This is a genomic window from Pseudomonas sp. RSB 5.4 (assembly GCF_037126175.1).
GTDB classification, from domain to species: Bacteria; Pseudomonadota; Gammaproteobacteria; order Pseudomonadales; family Pseudomonadaceae; genus Aquipseudomonas; species Aquipseudomonas fluorescens_H.
The window spans coordinates 4,730,044-4,754,296 of record NZ_CP146986.1; the positions used below are offsets into that span (position 1 = coordinate 4,730,044).

Annotated in this window: 6 protein-coding genes; 3 read left to right on the forward strand and 3 right to left on the reverse strand. The window is 61.6% G+C overall.

What is annotated here, in order from left to right; all coding sequences use genetic code 11:
- Positions 1-322 precede the first annotated feature (322 nt).
- Positions 323-1,033, reverse strand: a complete 711-nt coding sequence (locus V9L13_RS21470) for a GntR family transcriptional regulator (protein WP_338800477.1) — start codon at positions 1,031-1,033, stop codon at positions 323-325.
- A 196-nt stretch (positions 1,034-1,229) separates the two neighbouring features.
- Between V9L13_RS21470 and lapG the strand changes: the two genes are divergently transcribed.
- Together lapG and lapD are read left to right on the forward strand one after the other, a co-directional pair.
- Positions 1,230-1,922 (forward strand): cysteine protease LapG, encoded by a 693-nt coding sequence (lapG, locus tag V9L13_RS21475; RefSeq protein ID WP_003220445.1) that lies wholly within the window; start codon positions 1,230-1,232, stop codon positions 1,920-1,922.
- Between the two features lie 14 nt (positions 1,923-1,936).
- On the forward strand, positions 1,937-3,883 hold the full coding sequence (gene lapD, locus V9L13_RS21480; RefSeq protein ID WP_103486144.1) for a cyclic di-GMP receptor LapD: 1,947 nt from the start codon (positions 1,937-1,939) through the stop codon (positions 3,881-3,883).
- A gap of 127 nt (positions 3,884-4,010) precedes the next feature.
- On the opposite strand, the gene V9L13_RS21485 is transcribed toward lapD, so the two are convergent.
- Complete coding sequence (locus tag V9L13_RS21485; RefSeq protein WP_003220449.1) at positions 4,011-4,349, reverse strand: hypothetical protein; 339 nt, start codon at positions 4,347-4,349, stop codon at positions 4,011-4,013.
- A gap of 147 nt (positions 4,350-4,496) precedes the next feature.
- Complete coding sequence (locus tag V9L13_RS21490) at positions 4,497-22,535, reverse strand: LapA family giant adhesin (RefSeq protein ID WP_338800478.1); 18,039 nt, start codon at positions 22,533-22,535, stop codon at positions 4,497-4,499.
- A gap of 357 nt (positions 22,536-22,892) precedes the next feature.
- Between V9L13_RS21490 and V9L13_RS21495 the strand changes: the two genes are divergently transcribed.
- On the forward strand, positions 22,893-24,245 hold the full coding sequence (locus tag V9L13_RS21495; protein ID WP_003220452.1) for a TolC family outer membrane protein: 1,353 nt from the start codon (positions 22,893-22,895) through the stop codon (positions 24,243-24,245).
- Positions 24,246-24,253: the final 8 nt, after the last annotated feature.

Consider the following 24,253-nt stretch of genomic DNA (forward strand, 5'->3'; position numbering starts at 1 on the left):
GAAAGTTGGCCGGAAACGGCGCCGTAACTTCCTTTTATCCCGTGGCAAGGCTCCTTCCGTAGGTTCCTGGTGCGGGGACTGCGCCGGCGGTGCGGAGCGTCGCCCGTTCTTCATGGGTTGGCCGTTAAAGAGTGCGGGTAAATTGGCAGGACGGCTATGACCGATTCGTCCGCAGCGAGCTGCAATGCCGGGCTTATGGGCGCAGGGAGGTTAGAGCGAACAGGCGGATCCGCCACCGGGATTTGCGGCAGACCGTAGAGGGGATTTGTAAGCGGGTTATTCGCCGGTCAGCTGCGAGAGCCTGAGACCGGCGTGGAGAGCATCAGCGTACGGCCTTGCGGTTTTGTCCGGCAGGGCTGGCGAGGAAGCGGGTGATGACCTCGACGCCACGGTTGAGGTGATGTGTGAGCAACTTCACCGACAGCTCGACATCGCGCTCGATCACCGCGTGGAGCATGGCGCGGTGATCTTCCTGGGAGAGTTTGCCCAGGCCCATGGCTTCGAGGTTGAAACGCAGAAAGCGCTCCTCCTCGTTGAGGCCGTCTTCGACCAGCCGCAGCAGACGCTTATTCGGTGCCTTGCTGTACAGGGCCATGTGGAACAGACGGTTGAGCCGACCGATTTCACTGTAGTCGTGCTGGGTTTCGAGTGCTTCGATATAGCCGGCGGCAAGCGCGTGATCGGCGCTGGTCAGCAACGGGATCGACTGGCGCATGGCCTCGGATTCGAGGAGGATCCGCAACTCGTAGGTCTCGGTGGCGTCGCCCTGGATCAGCGGCGCTACAACGGCGCCCTTGTGGGTGGTGACGCTCAGCAGTTCCTGCGCTTCGAGTTGGCGCAGAGCCTCGCGCACCGGCATGCGGCTGACCCCGAACAGGTCGGCCAGGTCCTGCTGACGCAGGGCGGTGCCGCACGGCAAGCGACCGTCAAGGATCGCCGAGCGCAGGGTCTCTTCGATGATCGAGCGGGCAAGGTGTGCGGGAATCGGCCCATCGACTTTGATGCTGTGCAGCGGTTTGGGCTTCTGTGTCACAACTACTCACCCTGAATGACAACGGAATTTGGATCCAAAGACACTAGTGATTGCTCTACAGGTTGTCAAACCATGTAAAGGATTGCTGCCCTGTGTGAAGTTTAGCGCGATGGCGATGATCTCATGGTGCCATTGTTTTTTGCCGGGCTAAGCTTCACCATCAAACGCTTTCCTTCCTGCCTCCTGGAAACCTGCTGTGGCGGTACGTTTCGCGATCCCCCGGACTTTGCGCTGGCTAGGCTGTGCACTGTTGCTGGCCGGCGTCATGCTGGGCGGCCTGCATGCCGATTGGGATTTTTCCGCGATCAGCCGCAAGGCCACAGCGCTGTACGGCCCGCTGGGTGCCGGGCAGCAGCGGATCGATGCCTGGCAGAATCTGCTGGCGACGCAGAAACAGGTCAGCGAGATGGAAAAGCTCAAGGTGGTGAACCTGTTTTTCAACAAGCAGATGCGCTATGTAGAGGACATCGATCTGTGGGGGCAGGTCGATTATTGGGAGACGCCCATCGAGGCGTTGTGGAAAGGCGCCGGCGATTGCGAAGACTATGCGATCGCCAAGTATTTCAGCCTGCGCCATCTCGGGGTCTCCAGTGACAAGCTGCGCATCACCTACGTCAAGGCACTGCGCCAGAACCGCGCGCACATGGTGCTGACTTACTACGCGACTCCCGATGCCATGCCACTGGTGCTCGACAGCCTGATCGATCAGATCCAGCCGGCGTCGCAGCGAACCGATTTGCTGCCGGTCTACTCTTTCAATGCCGAAGGTCTGTACCTGCCGGGGGCCAAGGGCAACAAAAGGGTCGGTGACACCAAACGCCTGTCGCGCTGGCAGGATGTGTTGAGAAAAATGCAGGCCGAAGGTTTCCCGGTCGAAACGACTAACTAGGAGCACGCGCTCAGATGTCTTTGTTCAAACAGCTGTTGATCGCTATCTGTCTGTTCCTGGTGGTCGCCTTCACCGGCAGCTTCATGGTCAGTCTGGAGAGCTCGCGCACCCAGTACGTCAACCAGCTGCGCTCTCACGCCCAGGACGCCGCCACGGCGCTGGCGTTGTCGCTGACGCCGAATATCGACGATCCGGCGATGGTCGAACTGCTGGTCAGCTCGATTTTCGACAGCGGCTATTACGCGAGCATCCGCGTGGTCGATCTCAAGACCGACAAGACCATCGTCGAGCGCAGCGGGATTCCGGCGGTCAGCAATGTGCCGGACTGGTTCGTCAAACTGATTGGTCTGGAGCCGGCCGGCGGCGATGCGTTGGTCAGCCGTGGGTGGGAACAGGCGGCGCGGGTTGAAGTGGTCAGCCATCCGATGTTCGCCGTGGCCAAGCTGTGGCAGAGCGCGTTGGGCAGCCTCGGCTGGCTGCTGCTGTGCGGCGCGGTCAGTGCGGCGCTGGGCGCGCTGCTGCTGCGCCGGCAATTGCGCCCGCTCGACTACATGGTCAAACAGTCCCACGCCATCGCCCGCCGCGAATTCCTCAGCCTGCCGGAGCTGCCGCGCACTCCGGAACTGCGCCGCGTGGTGCAGGCGATGAACCAGATGGTCGAGAAGCTCAAGGCGCTGTTCCAGGAGCAGGCCGAGCGCAGTGAAAAACTGCGTGTCGAGTCCTATCAGGACAACTTGACCGGCCTGGCCAACCGACGTTATTTCGAAATGCAGTTGAACAACCGGGTGAGCAATGCCGAACAGGCCAGCTCCGGTTATTTGCTGCTGTTGCGGGTCAAGGACCTGGCCGGGCTCAACCAGCGCCTGGGCGGTCAGCGCACCGATGAATTGTTGAAAGCGGTCGGCGAGCAATTGTCCCGCGAGTGCGCCCGCTACCCGGAAACCCAGAACCTTGTGACGCGCATTCGCGGCGGCGAGTTCGCCGTGCTGGCGCCGGGGCTGGTGCGTGAAGAAGCGCTGCAACTGGCGCAGAACCTCGACAGTGCGTTGAGCAGCCTGCACGCCACCGGCGCCACGGATGTACCGGCCGTGGCCTCGATCGGCCTCGCACCGTTTGCTCACGGCGATTCACCGCAAGCTGTGCTGACACTGGGTGATCAGGCGCTGGCGCAGGCTGAGGGGCAGGGCGAGCGGAACTGGGCCTGTATCGATCAGAGCCTGGTGGCCGATGTCGGTGACGATCACCACGCCTGGCATCGGTTGCTTGATCAGGCGCTGAACCAGCAGCGTTTCGAGCTGTACTTCCAACCGGTGGTGGCCGCCCAGGACACGCAACTGGTGTTGCATTACAAAGTGCTGTCGCGACTGCTGGATGAGCAGGGCGAGACCATTCCGGCCGGACGTTTCCTGCCGTGGCTCGAGCGTTTTGGCTGGACCGCGCGACTCGACCGCCTGATGCTCGAGCGGGTGCTGGAGCAGATGAAAGGGCACGAGGATTCGCTGGCGCTGAACCTGTCTTCGGCAACCCTGGCCGATTCGCAGGCCCTGAACAAAGTGTTCGAGATTCTGCGTGCGCACTCCGACCTCGGCGAGCGCCTGACGCTGGAGATCGGCGAGGAACAATTGCCGGAGCAAGCGGTGCTGGAGCAGTTGACCCGACGTCTGCGTGAACTCGGTTTTTCCCTGAGCCTGCAGCGCTTTGGTGGACGCTTCAGCATGATCGGCAACCTGGCGCGACTGGGGTTGGCTTACCTGAAGATCGATGGCAGCTACATTCGCGCGATCGATCAGGAGAGCGACAAGCGCCTGTTCATCGAGGCGATCCAGCGTGCGGCGCACAGCATCGATCTGCCGCTGATTGCCGAGCGGGTGGAGACCGAAGGGGAGTTGTCAGTGATTCGCGAGATGGGCTTGTACGGAGTGCAGGGGCAGTTGTTCGGTGAACCCAAGCCCTGGAAGTAACCTGTTCGTCATTCGTTGTCGGTAAATCAGCCTTCGCGAGCAAGCCCACTCCCACATTGGAATGCATTTCAAATGTGGGAGCGGACTTGCTCGCGAAGGGGTCAGTCCGGTCACTGAAGATCGCGGATCAGATCAGCCCGGTCTCTTCGTCGTCGATCAAGTGGCTCAACCCGCCCAGCGCTTCCCGCGCCTGGGTCCGATCCATCAGCTTGGCCTGCGCCGCCGGCGGCAGATCGGTAACGCGGATCACGCCCTTCTGGGTCAGCACCTGAATCAGGTCGTCGAGTACCCGAATCATCTCCAGATCGCTCTGTTTGAGCTGTTTCAGGCTGGTTTCCACGACCTCGTTGGCGAACCAGGCCTGGATTTCATGGCTGTCGGCGGGCAGCGTTTCCGAGGCTTCGGCGTAGGCCGCAGCTTCCACGCGGATCAGCTGACCCTGCGCATCGCGTTGCACGTAAAACATTGAACATCCCTCAGAAAGAACCAGCGTCATGCTGTCAGCAGCATAGGCCAACTGCGCGCGAGTATGCGGTGCGGCGACGAAATCGTCACCGGTGCGATAGGCGCAAACGTGACGGCCGCCCCAAGGGGCGGCCGTTTTGTTCACGCATCAGCTGTTGTTGTGGTCGACCTTGATGGTCGGATCGCTGCCGGCGATCAGGTTATGAATGTTGGCGGTTGACCAGTTGTTGCCTTCCAGTTTGATCGTCACGTCCGGAGTGGCCGCAGCGGCATCGCCGGAGTTGAACTTGCCGCCGGAGCTGACTTGCAGCGACGACACGCCGTCGACCGTGGTGATCTTCAGGAAGTTGTCGATGGTGCTGCCGGTCTCGCCCTGCAACAGGTCACGCAGATCGATGCGGTCGCCTTCGTTGGCATTGAAATCCTTGATCACGTCGTTGCCGGTGTCGCCCGCTTTCCAGACGAAGGTGTCGGCACCGGAACCACCGATCAGGATGTCGTTGCCCTGGCCGCCGATGAGCGTGTCATTGCCGGTGCCGCCGAGCAGGATGTCATTGCCCTTGCCGCCGTCGAGCAGGTCGTTGCCGCCCGAGCCGAACAGGATGTCATTGCCCGCGCCGCCCAGCAGCGTGTCGTTGCCGTCATGCGCACCCGACACATCGAACGCCTGATAGTGCTCGGTGATGTACTGGTGCACGTTGCTGGTGGTGACTTTGCTGACATCCACACCGGTCTGCTGCGCCACGAACGCCTGCATTGCCTGATAACCCTCGCCGGCAATGCCGTTGAAGCTCACCAGGTCGCCGAACAGGATGTCGTTGCCATCGCCACCGCTGACGGTGTCGTTGCCCGGCATCGTCGCTTCGGTGTGGCCGATGATCGAGTTGGCCAGGTCCTTCGGATCGATGTTGGTCTGCGGGTTGTGATCAGTGTCGTACGGTTTCAGGTCGTTTAGGCTGACACCGCTGTTAATACCGATGGCTTCGACGTTCGACAGGCCACTGAGCAAGGCGAAGCTGCTGTTGGCGTTATCGGTGGTGGCCGAGCTGGTGCTGCTGCCGCTGCCCGCCAGGCTCGACAGCTCATAGGTGCCATCACCCTGAGCGTGAACAGTGCCCAGGTTGGTTGCGGTCCAGCCGTAACGGCTGGTGTAGACCTGCAACTGCGCACTGCCGTTGGCACTGATGCTCAGGTAATGCGTGCTGTCGATGTAAGTGCTGAAGGTATCGCCCAGCTTGTAGTTGCTGGTCGTCACCACACTGTCGAACTTCACGCTGCCGTACAGCGTCGGGTTGGTCTGCTCGCCGCTCTGGTAGTAGGTCGGCTGGCCGTCGGTGATGAAGTACGTGAGGTTCTTCGCCCCGGTGTTGGCCAGCGCTTCGGTGCTCTGGAAGAAGTTGGCCGTGGTCTTGAACACGTCTTCGTAGTTGGTGCCGCCGCCGGAGGTCATCGAGTCGAGTACGGCCTTGAGCTTGGTCAGCGCGTTCGGGTCGTTGAGGTTCACCGACACCGACTTGTTGACCTGGGTATCGAAGTCCACCAGGAAGATGTTCACCGTGCCCGAGTTGCTGCCGCTCAGGCTCTGCTTGAGGGTGTTGAACACCGAGGTCAGCGAGTCCTTGGCCGCGTTGATCGACGAGGTGCTCATGCTGCCCGAGCTGTCGACCATGAACGCGATGTTGTAGTTGGTGCCCGGCACCACGGTCAGACCGCCGATGTCGGCGACCATGATGTCGTTGCCATCGGTGCCGTTGAAGGTGTCATCGCCAGAGGTACCGACTACGGCGTTGTACACCGCCGGCACCACGGTGACCGGAATGGTCGCGGTGCTGCTGGCCGAGCCGCCGACCATCTCGGTGGAGGTCGACGTCACGGTCAGGTTGAACTGGCCGTTGTAGTAGGTCGGCGGGGTCACGGTCAGGCTGCCGAGGCTCCAGCCGGTGACGTTGGCTTCGCCATTGCTCGCGGTGACGGTGAAGCTGTGGCCGTGACCGTCGGAGAGGACCGAGCCGACCGGCGCACCGCTGATCTTCACGCTCAGGGTTTCCGAGCCGTCGGTGTCGGTCAGCGCGGTGTTGATCGCCGACAGTTTCACCGTGGTGCCTTCGGCGCCGGTGTTGAGTTTGTAGCCGTCGTAATAGCCTTCGCCGTTGGTGCCGTGCAGGTCGGAGACGGTCACACCGGAATTCACCAGATCCTGCACGCCGGTGTAGATCGGCACGCCGGCGCTGCTCAGGTCGATCGGCGTGCTGCCGTTGACCGACAGGTTCACGTCATAGCTGCCCGGGCCGCTCTGGTTGTGATGGTAGATGTCCAGGGTGTAGTAGCCGCTGGTGGTCGGGGTGAACGAACCGCTGATCGCACCACCCGCGCCCCAGGTACCCGACGCCACGCTCTTGCCGCCAATGGTGATCAGCAGGCTGTCGTCAGCCACACCGCTGAAGCTGTAGGTCTTGCCGGCTTCCAGATAGATCAGGCCCGAAGTTTTCGACGCGGTGCCGGCGGCCACACTGCCGTCCGACTGCACGTTGGTCACGTTGGTGCTGGAGTTCGGGGTGCCGGCGCCGTCGATCACGTTTTTCAGGGTGGTCGAGTTCGCGCCGCTGCCGTCGGTGCCGAGACCCGGCAGGCCGGTCCAGACTTCCTTGACCAGTCCGGTGGACTTCACGCTGTTGTCGGCCACGCTCACGGTCGGTGCATCCGCCACCGGCGTGATGTCGATCTTCACGGTGCCGGTGTTGCCCAGCAGTTGGCCGTCGGTAGGTTGGAACTTGATCTGTGCATAGTCAGCCTGGTTGTTGCCCAGGCCGGTGCCGCCGTAACCGTTGACGCCCGACTCGTTGGCATCCGGCATGAAGCGCAGCTTGCCAGCGTCGATGTCAGCCTTGCTGAAGGTCTGGTTGTTGGCGACGTCTTTCCAGGTCGAGCCGTCCAGATACTGCAGTTTGCCTTCGCCCGGCAGCTGGGTGATTTTGATGCCAAGGCTGCTGGCCGGGCTGTCGACGTCAGTCACACCGAAGGTCGACCAGCCGAGGATCAGCGGCGTGTCTTCGGTGCCGGTGACGTTGACCGGAGCCGCAACCGGCGCATCGTTGACCGCCACCACGTTGACCGTGGTGGTCGCGGTGTTGGAGTAGTTGCCGCCATCGGTCACGGTCACGGTGATGATCCGCGGCACGGTGCTCGGGTCTTCACTGCTGTTGGTGAAGGTGATGTTCTTGATCGCCTGCATGTAGTCGGCCAGCGTCGCGTTGCCCGACAGGGTCAGGGTCACGGTGCCGTTGGTGCTGTTGGCATTGATGGTGATGCCGTTGACGCTGTTGCCGAGGTTCAGCGCATCGCCGTCCTGACGGTTGGTCAGCACGATGGTCGCGCCGGTCAGCATGGTGCTGTCCGGGTCGGTGATCGTCAGGTCAGTGTCGGCAATCGACACGCCGGCGCCCGGAGTGTTTTCGGTGAAGGTCACCTTGTAGTCGGCACCGGTGGCGCCGCTGGAGTTGTTGGCGTCGAGGTCGATGACCGGTGGCGCATCGTTGTCGATGATCGAGGTGCTGACGCTGCCGTTGGTGCTGCTGACGGCCAGGTTCTCGAAGTTGCCGCCGGTCGCCGAGTCGATCTTGACCACGAAGTTCTCGGTGCCTTCGGTGATCTTGTCATCGATGGTCGCGACGTTGAACTGCGCGCTGCTGGCGCCCGCCGGGATCTTCACGGTGTACACACCGGTGAAGTCCGAACCGTCGGCAGCGGTGCCGCTGTAGACGATTTTCAGGGTCACGTCGGTCTGCGCCGGGTGGGTCAGGCTGACGGTGTAGCTGGCGGTCTGGCCTTCGGTCACCGAGGTGCTGCCGGTGATGCTGACAGTGGTGGTGTCGATGGTGTCGGTGACGTTGGTCACGGCTGGCGTGGTGTTGGTCACCAGATTTTCGAAATTGCCACCGCTGGCGTTGGTGATGGTTGCCTGCACGCTGCCGGCGTCTTTGTAGACGTCGTCAGCCGGAGCCGGAACGGTCACGGTGCCAGTGGTTTTGCCGGCATCGATGGTAATCACCGAACCGTTGCTCAGGGTCACGGTGACCGGCGAGCCGGCGGCATTGGTCAGGGTCGCGGTGTAGGTAATCTGGCCACCCTCGGCCACAGTGCCGGTCGCGCTGAGCGACAGGTTGGTGGTGTCGATGGTGTCGGTCACGGTGGTGCTGACCGGGGTTTTGTCGGCGACGAGGTTTTCGTAGTTACCGCCGGTCACGTTAGTGATCGAGTTGGTCAGCGGAGCGTGGCCGGTCAACGCATCGTTCGGGGCGATGCTGGTCACGGTGCCGGTGGTTTTGCCGATGTCGATGGTGATGCTCTGGCCGTTGGCCAGGGTCACGGTCACTGGCGAACCGGTGACAGGCGCACCGACGGTGGCGGTGTAGGTGACGGTGCCACCCTCGGCCACGGTGCCAGTGGCGGTGAGTTTCACGCCAGTGGTGTCGATGGTGTCGGTGACATTGGTCACGGCTGGCGTGGTGTTGGTCACCAGATTTTCGAAGTTGCCACCGGTCGCGGTCTTGATCGTTGCCTGCACGGTGCCGGCGTCTTTGTAGACGTCGTCAGCAGGGGCAGGAACAGTCACGGTGCCGGTGGTTTTACCGGCGTCGATGGTGATTACAGCGCCGTTTGACAGGGTCACGGTCACTGGCGAGCCAGCCGCGTTGGTCAGCGTTGCGGTGTAAACGATCGAGCCACCTTCGGCCACGGTACCGGTCGCGGTTAGCGACAGGTTGGTGGTGTCGATGGTGTCGGTCACGGTGGTGCTGACTGGGGTCTTGTCGGCCACCAGATTTTCGTAGTTGCCGCCGCTCACGTTAGTGATTGCGTTGGTCAGCGGCGCGTGGCCGGTCAACGCGTCATTTGGCGCGACAGTGGTCACAGTGCCGGTGGTTTTGCCGATGTCGATGGTGATGGTCTGACCGTTGGCCAGGGTCACGACGACTGGCGAACCGGTGACTGGTGCACCCACGGTGGCGGTGTAGACGACGTTGCCGCCTTCAGCCGCTGTACCGGTGGCAGACAACTTCACGGTAGTGGTGTCGATGGTGTCGGTGACACTGGTCACGGCTGGCGTGGTGCTTGGCACCAGGTTTTCGAAGTTGCCACCGGTCGCCGACTTGATGGTCGCCTGCACGGTGCCGGCGTCTTTGTAGACGTCATCGGCCGGTGCAGGGACGGTCACGGTGCCGGTAGTTTTACCCGCGTCGATGGTGATCACGGCGCCGTTGGACAGGGTCACGGTCACTGGCGAGCCAGCGGCGTTGGTCAGGGTCGCGGTGTAGATGATCGAACCGCCCTCGGCCACCGAGTTGGTGGCGCTGAGCGACAGATTGGTGGTGTCGATGGTATCGGTGACGGTGGTCGAAACCGGCGTCTTGTCAGCGACCAGATTCTCGTAATTGCCACCGGTCACACCGGTGATCGCGTTGGTCAGCGGCGCATGACCGGTCAGCGCGTCGTTCGGCGCAGTGGTGGTCACGGTGCCGGTGGTTTTACCCACTTCGATGGTGATGTTCTGGCCGTTGGCGAGGGTCACGACCACAGGCGAGCCGGTGACTGGCGCACCGACAGTGGCGGTGTAGGTGACGGTGCCACCTTCAGCAGCAGACTCGGTCGCGGTGAGTTTCACCGTGGTGGTGTCGATGGTGTCGGTAACGTTGGTCACGGCTGGCGTGGTGCTTGGGACCAGGTTCTCGAAGCTGCCACCGGTCGCCGACTTGATGGTCGCCTGCACGGTGCCGGCGTCTTTGTAGACGTCGTCGGCCGGCGCAGGAACGGTCACGGTGCCAGTGGTTTTGCCCGCGTCGATGGTGATAACAGCACCGTTCGACAGCGTTACGGTCACTGGCGAACCAGCGGCGTTGGTCAGCGTTGCGGTGTAAACGATCGAACCACCTTCGGCCACAGTGCCGGTCGCGGACAGCGACAGGTTGGTGGTGTCGATGGTGTCGGTCACGGTGGTGCTGACCGGGGTTTTGTCGGCGACGAGGTTTTCGTAGTTGCCGCCGGTCACGTTAGTGATCGAGTTGGTCAGCGGAGCGTGGCCGGTCAGCGCATCGTTCGGTGCGGTGGTGGTTACGGTGCCGGTGGTTTTGCCGATGTCGATGGTGATGCTCTGGCCGTTGGCCAGAGTGACGGTCACTGGCGAACCAGTTACCGGCGCACCGACGGTGGCGGTGTAGGTGACGGTGCCACCCTCAGCCGCAGACTCGGTCGCGGTGAGTTTCACCGTGGTGGTGTCGATGGTGTCGGTGACCTGAGTCACAGCCGGCACAGTGCTCGGTACCAGATTTTCGAAGTTGCCACCGGTAGCGGTGGAAATGGTCGCTTCGACTTTGCCCGCGTCTTTGTACACGTCATCGGCTGGTGCCGGAACGGTCACGGTGCCGGTGGTTTTTCCGGCGTCGATGGTGATCACAGCTCCGTTCGACAAGGTCACGGTGACTGGCGAGCCAGCCGCGTTGGTCAAGGTCGCGGTGTAGATGATCGAACCACCCTCGGCGACCGAGTTGGTAGCGCTAAGCGACAGGTTGGTGGTGTCGACGGTGTCGGTGACGGTGGTGTTGACCGAGGTCTTGTCGGCAACGAGATTCTCGTAGTTTCCACCGCTCACGTTGGTGATCGCGTTGGTCAACGGCGCATGGCCGGTCAGCGCATCGTTCGGTGCGGTGGTGGTTACGGTGCCAGTAGTTTTGCCGACTTCGATAGTGATGTTCTGGCCGTTGGCCAGGGTCACGACCACAGGCGAACCGGTGACCGGCGCACCGACAGTCGCGGTGTAGGTGACAGTGCCACCTTCAGCAGCAGACTCAGTGGCGGTCAGTTTGACCGTGGTGGTGTCGATGGTATCGGTAACGTTGGTGACTGCAGGAACAGTGCTCGGCACCAGGTTCTCGAAGTTGCCGCCGGTAGCGGTGGAAATGGTCGCTTCGACTTTACCCGCGTCTTTGTAAACGTCATCCGCCGGAGCCGGCACGGTCACGGTGCCCGTGGTTTTGCCGGCATCGATGGTGATCACGGCGCCGTTGCTCAGGGTCACGGTCACTGGCGAGCCAGCGGCGTTGGTCAGGGTCGCGGTGTAGATGATCGAACCGCCCTCGGCCACCGAGTTGGTGGCGCTGAGCGACAGATTGGTGGTGTCGATGGTATCGGTGACGGTGGTCGAAACCGGCGTCTTGTCAGCGACCAGATTCTCGTAATTGCCACCGGTCACACCGGTGATCGAGTTGGTCAGCGGCGCATGGCCGGTCAGCGCATCGTTCGGCGCAGTGGTGGTCACGGTACCGGTGGTTTTGCCCACTTCGATGGTGATGTTCTGACCGTTGGCCAGCGTCACGACCACAGGCGAACCGGTGACTGGCGCACCCACGGTAGCGGTGTAAGTGACAGTACCACCTTCAGCCGCAGACTCGGTCGCGGTCAGTTTGACCGTGGTGGTGTCGATGGTGTCAGTGACGGTGGTCACGGCTGGAACGGTGCTCGGCACCAGATTTTCGAAGTTGCCACCGGTAGCGGTGGAAATGGTCGCTTCGACTTTGCCCGCGTCTTTGTACACGTCATCGGCCGGTGCAGGGACGGTGACGGTGCCGGTGGTTTTACCGGCGTCGATGTTGATAACAGCACCGTTCGACAGCGTTACGGTCACTGGCGAACCAGCCGCGTTGGTCAGCGTTGCGGTGTAAACGATCGAGCCACCTTCGGCCACGGTACCGGTCGCGGTCAGCGACAGGTTGGTGGTGTCGATGGTGTCGGTGACGTTTGTCGAAACAGGCGTCTTGTCGGCAACGAGGTTTTCGTAGTTACCGCCGCTGACGTTGGTGATGGCGTTGGTCAGCGGGGCATGGCCGGTCAGCGCGTCGTTCGGCGCGGTGGTGGTCACGGTGCCAGTGGTTTTGCCCACTTCGATGGTGATGTTCTGACCATTGGCCAGAGTGACGGTCACTGGCGAACCAGTTACCGGTGCACCGACGGTGGCGGTGTAGGTGACGGTGCCACCCTCAGCCGCAGACTCGGTCGCGGTCAGCTTGACCGTGGTGGTATCGATGGTGTCGGTGACCTGAGTCACAGCCGGCACAGTGCTCGGTACCAGATTCTCGAAGTTGCCACCGGTAGCGGTGGAAATGGTCGCTTCGACTTTGCCCGCGTCTTTGTACACGTCATCGGCTGGTGCCGGAACAGTCACGGTGCCGGTGGTTTTGCCGGCCTCGATGGTGATAACAGCACCGTTCGACAGCGTTACGGTCACTGGCGAACCAGCGGCGTTGGTCAGGGTTGCGGTGTAAACGATCGAACCACCTTCGGCCACGGTACCGGTCGCGGACAGCGACAGGTTGGTGGTGTCGACGGTGTCGGTGACGTTAGTGCTGACCGGGGTTTTGTCAGCCACGAGGTTTTCGTAATTGCCACCGGTCACACCGGTGATCGAGTTGGTCAGCGGCGCATGACCGGTCAACGCGTCGTTCGGCGCGGTGGTGGTCACAGTGCCGGTGGTTTTACCCACTTCGATGGTGATGTTCTGACCGTTGGCCAGGGTCACCACAACCGGCGAACCGGTCACTGGTGCGCCGACGGTTGCGGTGTAGGTCACGGTGCCGCCCTCGGCGACCGAGGTATCAGCGGACAGTTTGACGGTAGAAGTATCGATGGTGTCGGTGACTTCGGTCACTGCCGGCACGGTGCTCGGCACCAGGTTTTCGAAGTTGCCACCGGTAGCGGTGGAAATGGTCGCTTCGACTTTACCGGCATCTTTGTAAACGTCGTCCGCCGGAGCAGGAACGGTCACGGTGCCGGTGGTTTTGCCGGCCTCGATGGTGATCACAGCGCCGTTGCTCAACGTCACGGTGACTGGCGAACCAGCGGCGTTGGTCAGAGTCGCGGTGTAAACGATCGAGCCACCTTCGGCCACGGTGCCGGTCGCTGACAGCGACAGGTTAGTGGTGTCGACGGTGTCGGTGACGTTAGTGCTGACCGGGGTTTTGTCAGCCACGAGGTTTTCGTAGTTACCGCCAGTCACACCGGTGATGGCGTTGGTCAGCGGGGCATGGCCGGTCAGCGCGTCGTTCGGCGCGGTGGTGGTCACGGTGCCAGTGGTTTTGCCCACTTCGATGGTGATGTTCTGACCATTGGCCAAGGTCACCACGACCGGCGAGCCAGTCACTGGCGCGCCGACAGTCGCGGTGTAAGTGACGGTGCCACCTTCAGCCGCAGACTCGGTCGCGGTCAGTTTGACCGTGGTGGTGTCGATGGTATCGGTAACGTTGGTGACTGCAGGAACAGTGCTCGGCACCAGATTCTCGAAGTTGCCACCGGTAGCGTTGGAAATGGTCGCTTCGACTTTGCCCGCGTCTTTGTAAACGTCATCCGCCGGAGCAGGAACGGTCACGGTGCCAGAAGTTTTACCAGCCTCGATAGTGATCACAGCGCCGTTTGACAAGGTCACGGTGACTGGCGAGCCAGCCGCGTTGGTCAGGGTTGCGGTGTAAACGATCGAGCCACCTTCGGCCACGGTGCCGGTCGCTGACAGCGACAGGTTAGTGGTGTCGACGGTGTCGGTAACATTGGTCGACACCGGCGTTTTATCCGCCACGAGGTTTTCGTAGTTACCGCCGCTCACGTCGGTGATGGCGTTGGTCAGCGGCGCGTGGCCGGTCAACGCATCGTTCGGCGCAGTGGTAGTCACGGTGCCAGTGGTTTTACCCACTTCGATGGTGATGTTCTGACCATTGGCCAAGGTCACCACGACCGGCGAGCCAGTCACTGGCGCGCCGACAGTCGCGGTGTAAGTGACGGTGCCACCTTCAGCAGCGGACTCGGTCGCGGTCAGTTTGACCGTGGTGGTGTCGATGGTGTCGGTAACGTTGGTGACCGCAGGAACGGTGCTCGGCACCAGATTTTCGAAGTTGCCACCGGTAGCGGTGGAAATGGTCGCTTCGACTTTGCCCGCGTCTTTGTACACGTCATCGGCTGGTGCCGGAACGGTCACGGTGCCAGAGGTTTTACCGGCCTCGATGGTGATCACCGCGCCGTTGGACAGGGTCACGGTGACTGGCGAACCAGCGGCGTTGGTCAGGGTTGCGGTGTAAACGATCGAGCCACCTTCGGCCACGGTGCCGGTCGCTGACAGCGACAGGTTAGTGGTGTCGACGGTGTCGGTGACATTGGTCGACACCGGAGTTTTGTCAGCCACGAGGTTTTCGTAGTTGCCGCCGCTGACTTCGGTGATGGCGTTGGTCAGCGGCGCGTGGCCGGTCAACGCATCGTTCGGCGCAGTGGTAGTCACGGTGCCAGTGGTTTTACCCACTTCGATGGTGATGTTCTGACCATTGGCCAAGGTCACCACGACCGGCGAGCCAGTCACTGGCGCGCCGACAGTCGCGGTGTAAGTGACGGTGCCACCTTCAGCCGCAGACTCGGTCGCGGTCAGTTTGACCGTGGTGGTGTCGATGGTATCGGTAACGTTGGTGACTGCAGGAACAGTGCTCGGCACCAGATTCTCGAAGTTGCCACCGGTAGCGCTGGAAATGGTCGCTTCGACTTTGCCAGCGTCTTTGTAAACGTCATCGGCTGGCGCCGGAACGGTCACGGTGCCCGTGGTTTTGCCGGCCTCGATGGTGATGACGGCGCCGTTGCTCAACGTTACGGTCACCGGAGTCCCGGCCGGGTTGGTCAGTGTCGCGGTGTAAACAATTGAACCACCTTCAGCCACCGAGTCGCTGGCGGTCAGGTTCAGGTTGGTGGTGTCGACAGTGTCAGAAACTGCGGTGTTAGCCGGTGTCTTGTCGGCCACCAGGTTTTCATAGTTGCCGCCGGCAACCTTGTCGATGGCGACGCTCAACGAGCTGCCGCCCGCCAATGGGCTGTTCGGCGCGACGAAGTTCACGCTGCCGGTGGTCTCACCGACGGCGATGGTGATGGTCTGGCCGTTGGACAGGGTGACCACAACAGGCGAGCCGGTTACTGGCGCGGTCACGCTCGCGGTGTAGACCACGGTTTCGCCTTCGGCGACGTTGGCGGTGGCAGTCAGCGACACGGTGGAGGTGTCGATGGTGTCGTTGACGGTGGTCACCGCCGGCGTGTTGTTGGTCACCAGGTTTTCGAAGTCGCCACCGGTCGCGCCCTTGATGGTCGCTTCAACGGTACCGGCGTCCTTGTAGACGTCATCCTTCGGTGCATCGACGGTCACGGTGCCGGTGGTCTTGCCGGCGTCGATGGTGATCACCGCGCCATTGCTCAACGTCACGGTCACCGGGGTGCCGGCGGCGTTGGTCAGGGTGGCGGTGTAGGTGATCTGGCCGCCTTCGTTCACCGCCGGGGTCGCGCTCAGCGACAGGTTGGTGGTGTCGACGGTGTCGGTGACGGTGGTGCTGACCGGCGTTTTGTCCGCTACGAGGTTTTCGTAGTTGCCGCCGCTGACGTTGGTGATCGAGTTATTCAGCGGCTCGTGACCGTTCAGCGCATCGTTCGGTGCGGTGGTGGTCACGGTGCCGGTGGTCTTGCCGATGTCGATGGTGATGGTCTGACCGTTGGCCAGGGTCACAACAACAGGCGCGCCAGTCACTGGAGCGCCGACAGTAGCGGTGTAAGTGACAGTGCCGCCTTCAGCCACCGAAGTATCGGCGCTCAGCTTCACGGTCGAGGTGTCGATGGTGTCGGTGACTTCGGTAACGGCTGGAACGGTGCTCGGCACCAGGTTCTCGAAGTTGCCGCCCGCAGCATCCTTGATCGTGACTTCGACTTTGCCGGCGTCTTTGTAGACGTCATCGGCTGGGGCTGGAACAGTCACGGTGCCGGTGGTTTTGCCGGCTTCGATGGTGATGACGGAGCCGTTGCTCAGGGTCACGGTCACCGGAGTACCGGCCGGGTTGGTCAGGGTCGCGGTGTAGATGATCGAACCGCCCTCGGCCACGGTGCCGGTCGCAGTCAGCGACAGGTTGGTGGTGTCGATGGTGTCGGTGACGGTGGTCGAAACCGGGGTTTTATCGGCGACCAGATTCTCGTAATTGCCACCGCTCACGCCGGTGATCGAGTTGGTCAGCGGTGCATGACCGTTCAACGCATCGTTCGGCGCGGTAGTGGTCACGGTGCCAGTGGTTTTACCCACTTCGATGGTGATGTTCTGACCATTGGCCAGGGTCACCACGACTGGCGAACCGGTCACTGGAGCGCCAACGGTAGCGGTGTAGGTGACGGTGCCACCTTCAGCGGCCGACTCGGTCGCGGTCAGTTTGACGGTCGACGTATCGATGGTGTCAGTGACTTCAGTCACCGCCGGAACAGTGCTCGGGACGAGGTTTTCGAAGTTGCCACCGGACGCATCCTTGATGGTCACTTCAACTTTGCCCGCGTCCTTGTAGACGTCATCGGCAGGCGCTGGAACGGTTACGGTGCCAGTGGTCTTGCCCGCTTCGATGGTGATCACCGAACCGTTGGACAGGGTCACGGTCACCGGGGTGCCGGCCGCATTGGTCAGGGTCGCGGTGTAGGTGATCGAACCGCCCTCGGCGACCGAATTGGTGGCGCTGAGCGACAGATTCGTCGTGTCCACGGTGTCAGTGACGGTGGTGCTGACCGGGGTTTTGTCAGCGACCAGATTTTCGTAGTTGCCACCGGTGACGCCGGTAATCGAGTTGATCAGCGGTTCGTGACCGGTCAGCGCGTCGTTCGGCGCAGTGGTGGTGATGGTACCGGTGGTTTTGCCGACTTCGATGGTGATGTTCTGACCATTGGCCAGGGTCACCACGACTGGCGAACCGGTCACTGGTGCACCAACGGTAGCGGTGTAGGTGACCGTGCCGCCTTCAGCAGCGGACTCGGTTGCGGTCAGTTTCACCGACGTGGTGTCGATGGTGTCGGTGACTTCGGTCACGGCTGGAACGGTGCTTGGCACCAGATTCTCGAAATTGCCGCCCGCAGCATCCTTGATTGTGACTTCGACTTTGCCGGCGTCTTTGTAGACGTCATCGGCAGGGGCTGGAACGGTCACGGTGCCGATGGTTTTGCCGGCTTCGATGGTGATGACGGAGCCGTTGCTCAGGGTCACGGTTACCGGAGTGCCCGCCGGATTGGTCAGGGTTGCGGTGTAGACGATCAAACCGCCTTCAGCGACGGAACCTGTTGCGCTCAACGTCAGGTTAGTGGTGTCGATGGTGTCGGTGACGGTGGTCGAAACCGGGGTCTTGTCGGCGACGAGGTTTTCGTAGTTGCCGCCGCTGACGTCGGTGATCGAGTTGCTCAGCGGCTCGTGACCATTCAACGCATCGTTCGGTGCGGTGGTGGTCACAGTGCCGGTGGTTTTGCCGACTTCGATGGTGATGGTCTGGCCGTTCGCCAGAGTCACGACCACAGGCGAGCCGGTGACCGGCGCGCCAACTGTAGCGGTGTAAGTGACAGTGCCGCCTTCAGCGACCGAGGTATCGGCTGTGAGTTTCACGGTCGAGGTGTCGATTGTATCGGTGACTTCGGTGACGGCTGGAACGGTGCTCGGCACCAGGTTCTCGAAGTTGCCGCCCGCAGCATCCTTGATGGTCACTTCAACCTTGCCGGCGTCCTTGTAGACGTCATCGGCTGGCGCTGGAACGGTCACGGTGCCGATGGTTTTGCCGGCTTCGATGGTGATGACGGAGCCGTTGCTCAGGGTCACGGTTACCGGAGTGCCTGCCGGATTGGTCAGGGTTGCGGTATAAACGATCGAACCGCCTTCAGCGACGGAACCTGTTGCGCTCAACGTCAGGTTAGTGGTGTCGATGGTGTCGGTGACGGTGGTCGAAACCGGGGTCTTGTCGGCGACGAGGTTTTCGTAGTTGCCGCCGCTCACGTCAGTGATCGCGTTGCTCAGTGGCTCATGACCATTCAACGCATCGTTCGGCGCGGTGGTGGTCACGGTGCCGGTGGTTTTGCCGACTTCGATGGTGATGGTCTGGCCGTTCGCCAGAGTCACGACCACAGGCGAGCCGGTGACCGGCGCGCCGACGGTAGCGGTGTAGGTCACGGTGCCGCCTTCAGCCACCGAAGTATCGGCGCTCAGCTTCACGGTTGACGTATCGATGGTGTCAGTAACTTCAGTCACCGCCGGAACGGTGCTCGGAACGAGGTTCTCGAAGTTGCCGCCGGACGCATCCTTGATGGTCACTTCAACCTTGCCGGCATCTTTGTAGACGTCATCGGCTGGAGCTGGAACGGTCACGGTGCCAGTGGTTTTGCCGGCTTCAATGGTGATCACCGAGCCGTTGCTCAAGGTCACGGTCACCGGAGTGCCAGCCGGATTGGTCAGGGTCGCGGTGTAGACGATCGAACCGCCTTCGGCCACGGTGCCGGTCGCAGTCAGCGACAGGTTGGTGGTGTCGACGGTGTCGGTCACGGTGGTGCTGACCGGAGTCTTGTCGGCAACGAGGTTTTCGTAGTTGCCGCCGCTCACGTCAGTGATCGCGTTGGTCAGTGGTTCATGACCGTTCAAGGCATCGTTCGGCGCGGTGGTGGTCACGGTGCCAGTGGTTTTGCCCACTTCGATAGTGATGGTCTGGCCGTTGGCCAGGGTCACAACAACCGGCGAACCAGTCACAGGCGCACCAACCGTAGCGGTGTAAGTGACGGTGCCGCCTTCGGCCACCGAGGTATCGGCGGTCAATTTGACGGTCGAAGTATCGATGGTGTCAGTTACTTCGGTGACAGCCGGAACAGTGCTCGGAACGAGGTTTTCGAAGTTACCGCCGGTGGTACCGGTGATGCTGACTTCGACTTTGCCGGCGTCTTTATAGACGTCATCGGCAGGTGCTGGAACCGTTACGGTGCCAGTAGTTTTGCCGGCTTCAATGGTGATCACCGAGCCGTTGCTCAAGGTCACGGTCACCGGCGTACCCGCCGGGTTGGTCAAGGTCGCGGTGTAAACGATCGAACCGCCTTCAGCCACGGTGCCGGTCGCAGTCAGCGACAGGTTAGTGGTGTCGACGGTGTCGGTGACGTTGGTCGAAACCGGTGTTTTGTCCGCAACCAGATTTTCGTAATTGCCGCCGCTCACATCCGTGATCGCGTTGGTCAGCGGCTCGTGACCATTCAACGCATCGTTCGGCGCGGTGGTGGTCACAGTGCCGGTGGTTTTGCCGACTTCGATGGTGATGGTCTGACCGTTCGCCAGGGTCACAACAACCGGCGAACCAGTCACAGGCGCACCAACCGTAGCGGTGTAAGTGACGGTGCCGCCTTCGGCCACCGAGTTATCAGCGGTCAGTTTGACGGTCGAAGTATCGATGGTGTCAGTGACTTCGGTGACAGCCGGAACAGTGCTCGGAACGAGATTCTCGAAGTTACCGCCGGTTGTACCGGTAATGCTGACTTCGACTTTGCCGGCATCTTTGTAGACGTCGTCCGCAGGCGCCGGAACGGTCACAGTGCCGGTGGTTTTGCCAGCCTCGATGGTGATGACGGAGCCATTGCTCAACGTCACGGTGACCGGGGTGCCGGCAGGGTTGGTCAGGGTGGCGGTGTAAACGATCGAACCGCCTTCAGCGACGGAGCCAGTGGCGCTCAACGTCAGGTTGGTGGTGTCGACGGTGTCGGTCACGGTGGTGCTGACCGGGGTTTTGTCCGCTACGAGGTTTTCGTAGTTGCCACCGGTCACGCCAGTGATCGAGTTGCTCAGCGGTGCTTGGCCGTTCAGCACGTCGTTCGGTGCGGTGGTAGTGACGGTGCCGGTGGTCTTGCCCACTTCGATGGTGATGGTCTGACCGTTGGCCAGGGTCACGACAACTGGCGAACCGGTCACGGGCGCACCGACGGTGGCGGTGTAAGTGACGGTGCCGCCCTCGGCGACCGAGGTGTCAGCGGACAGTTTGACCGTCGAGGTGTCGATGGTATCGGTCACTTCGGTGACTGCAGGGACAGTGCTTGGTACCAGATTTTCGAAGTTGCCGCCGGTTGCACCGTTGATGGTGACTTCGACTTTGCCGGCATCTTTGTAGACGTCATCGGCTGGCGCTGGAACAGTCACGGTGCCGGTGGTTTTGCCAGCCTCGATAGTGATCACCGCGCCATTGCTCAGGGTCACGGTGACTGGCGATCCAGCCGCGTTGGTCAGGGTCGCGGTGTAGACGATCGAACCACCCTCGGCGACCGAGCCGGTGGCGCTCAGCGACAGGTTAGTGGTGTCGACGGTGTCGGTGACGGTGGTCGAAACCGGGGTTTTGTCCGCAACCAGATTTTCGTAGTTGCCACCGGTTACGTTGGTGATGGCGTTGGTCAGCGGCGGATTGCCGGTCAGCGCATCGTTCGGTGCCGTGGTGGTCACGGTGCCGGTGGTTTTACCCACTTCGATGGTGATGGTCTGGCCGTTCGCCAAGGTCACAACAACCGGCGAACCGGTGACCGGAGCGCCGACGGTGGCGGTGTAGGTGACGGTGCCGCCTTCAGCCACCGAGGTATCGGCCGTAAGTTTCACGGTCGAGGTATCGATGGTGTCGGTGACTTCGGTGACAGCCGGAACAGTGCTCGGCACCAGGTTCTCGAAATTGCCACCTGTGGTGCCAGTGATGCTGACTTCGACTTTGCCGGCATCTTTGTAGACGTCGTCCGCAGGCGCCGGAACGGTCACGGTGCCGGTGGTTTTGCCGGCCTCGATGGTGATGACGGAGCCGTTGCTCAACGTCACGGTCACCGGGGTGCCGGCCGGGTTGGTCAGGGTGGCGGTGTAAACGATCGAGCCGCCTTCAGCCACGGTACCGGTGGCACTCAGCGACAGATTGGTGGTGTCGATGGAATCGGTAACGGTTGTGGTCGCTGGCGTCGTGCTCGGCACCAGGTTTTCGAAGTTGCCGCCGGTAGCACCGGTAATGGTGGTGCTGATGGTGCCGCCGTTGTTGTAGACGTCGTTCGGCGGTGTCGGCACGTTGACGGTGCCCGTGGTCTTGCCGGCTTCGATGGTGATGGTCGAACCGTTGGACAGCGTCACGGTAACCGGTGTCTGCGCCGGGTTGGTCAGGGTCGCGGTGTAGGTGATCTGGCCGCCTTCAACCACGCTGCCGGTGGCGGTCAGGGTCAGGTTGGTGGTGTCGATCGAGTCGGTGATGGTGGTCACCGCCGGCGTCGGATTCGGCACCAGGTTTTCGAAGTTGCCGCCGGTAGCACCGGTGATGGTGGTGGTGACGGTGCTGCCATTGTTATAGACGTCGTTCGGCGGTGTCGGCACGTTGACGGTGCCCGTGGTCTTGCCGGCTTCGATGGTGATGGTCGAACCGTTGGACAGCGTCACGGTAACCGGCGTCTGCGCCGGATTGGTCAGGGTCGCGGCGTAGGTGATCTGGCCACCTTCGGTGACGCTGTTGCCCGCTGTCAGAGTAACGGTGGTGGTGTCGATGGTGTCGGTGACCTGGGTCACGGCCGGAGTAGTCGGCACGGTGACGGTAATGCCATTGCCACCGGTGGTACCGGTGACGGTCACGTTGATCTGGGACGGGTCGTTATAAACGGTATCGTTCGGTGCCAGCGGCACGTTGACAGTGCCGGTGGTGGAGCCGGCCGGAATCACGATCACCGAGCCGTTGGACAGGGTGATGGTCAGGTCGGTCAGCGGCGCCTGGGTCAGGGTCGCGGTGTACACCAGCACGCCGCCGGCTTCGGTGATGGTCGGTGTGGCGCTAAGGCTCAGGGTCGACTCACGCAGGGCATTGGTGGTGCTGTCGGTGGTCTGGCCACCGGTGATGTTCTGCGCGGCTTGCGCGCCGGAGTTGATGCCCGCAGTCGGGAAGCCGATGGTCGGGTCGACGCGGCCAGCGGTGGCATCGAGCATCACGAAGCTGTGGCCGCCGCCTGCCGCGCCGCCAGTGCCTGCGGCGGTGGCGCCGGCAGCGGTGGCTTCTAGGGCGGTGGTCGGGTCGGCACCGGCAGCGATGGCTTGCTGCAGTTCGGCTACAGACGGCGCGGCCTGCGCGGTGGCCTCGGCCAAGTCAGTGCTGGAGTCGGGCGCGTTGGCGCTCCACTGGGTTTCACGGCCCAGGTCCAGGGTGCGGCCATCCGCCAGTTCCAGCGACACGGCGCCGGAGAGGCCGGTATCGATCTGGTCGCCGACGAACAGGCGATCGCCTTCAACGAGCACGCGGCGTACACCCTCGGGGGAGACCACGAATACCTGACCGACAATGCTTTTGACGATGGCAACAACACTGCTCATTGAAGACTCTCCGGGGTGTCACGTTCAGTTGACTTCCATAGCCTGATGGCTTCGGCGCCGAATCAGTCTGGACGTACTTTTAAAATTTGCTAATCAAGTTTGACGCTGTTCTGTGTCAAAAATTTGGCTAGATTCTTTCGCTATTAACTTTATGCCAAACTATTGACCTTCTGGGTGCCATCCTAAACAATCGCCCCACTAATGTCACATTGATATTTCCGCGGCGACCTGTCCCTCAGCGTGTGATCCAGTTCCATTTTGAACTTTCCGACATACGGTCATTCCGGTTGCCAATCATCCGACGCAGCAGCACGTTTTGCTGTGATTCAAGACAAGAAGTCCTGGGAAATCTTTACCATGCGTTTGCACTTGTTCAAGGCTCTACCGTTCGCCCTCGCCGCCTCTTTCGTCCAAGCACAATCCTTACCAGAAGCCATGCAACAGGCGCTGGATGTCCATCCGGAAATCCAGGCAGGGGTCAACAGTCGTTTGGCCGCGGATTATCAGTTAAAGGCAGCCAAAGGTGGATACCTGCCCAAGGTCGATCTGCTGGGTGGTTATGGTCGTGAGGGCACCGACAGCGTGACCACACGGGCCAACGGTGGTGGCAATCACTGGGAAACCCTGAACCGCGGCGAGTCAAGTTTACGTCTCTCGCAAATGGTTTTTGACGGTTTTGCAACGTCCAGCGAAGTCGGGCGTCAACAAGCCACCGTCAACTCCCGCGCCTACTCCCTGCTGGGCACTTCCGAGCGCACCGCGCTGACCGTCGCCCAGGTGTACCTGGACGTGCTGACCCGCCGCGAATTCGTGCGTCTGGCCGAGGAAAACCTCAAGAGCCACCAGCGTATCTACGACCAGATCCAGTTGCGTACCCAGCGCGGCGTTGGCAGCGGCGCCGACCTTGATCAAGCCGAAGCGCGGATGGCCCAGGCCCGCAACAACCTGATCACCGAACAGACCAACCTCGCCGACTCCGAGACCAACTTCCTCAGCGCTGTCGGCCAGATGCCTGACCAGCTGGAGCGTCCGGCGCCGTTCATGGCGATGATGCCGGTCAACCTCAATGAAGCACGCCAGCAAATGCTGGAAAACAGCCCGATCCTGCGTTCGGCCGAGTCCGATATCGCCGCTGCCGAGAAGCAGTACGAAACCGCCAAGTCGACCTTCTACCCACGTTTCGATGCTGAACTGGGTCGCACTGCCGACAACGATCTCGACGGTCAGAACGGCCACAACAACGAGTGGCAGGCCATGCTGCGCATGCGCTTCAACCTGTACTCCGGTGGCAGCAACAAGGCCGATCTGGAATCCAAGTCGTACCTGTCGAACCAGGCGCTGGACATCCGCAACAACGCCCTGCGTCAGTTGAACGAAGAACTGGGCCTGGCCTGGAACGCCCTGAACAACGCCAATGCGCAGGTGCCGATTGCTCAGCAGTACGTTGATCACAGCACCGCCGTGCGCACCGCCTACCAGCGTCAGTTCAGCCTCGGTGAGCGGACCCTGCTCGATTTGCTCGACAGCGAAAACGAGTTGTTCACCGCTTCGCGGCGTCTGGCTGAAATCAAAAACATTCAGTTATTTACTCAATACCGAATCAAGGCGACCATGGGCGAATTGCTCAAAAGCCAGGGAGTGGTCGCACCATTGGCATCCGTTGTGCAGAACGACGTGAAGCCCAAGGTTCAGCTGCCCGGGATGAACTGAGTTATCCC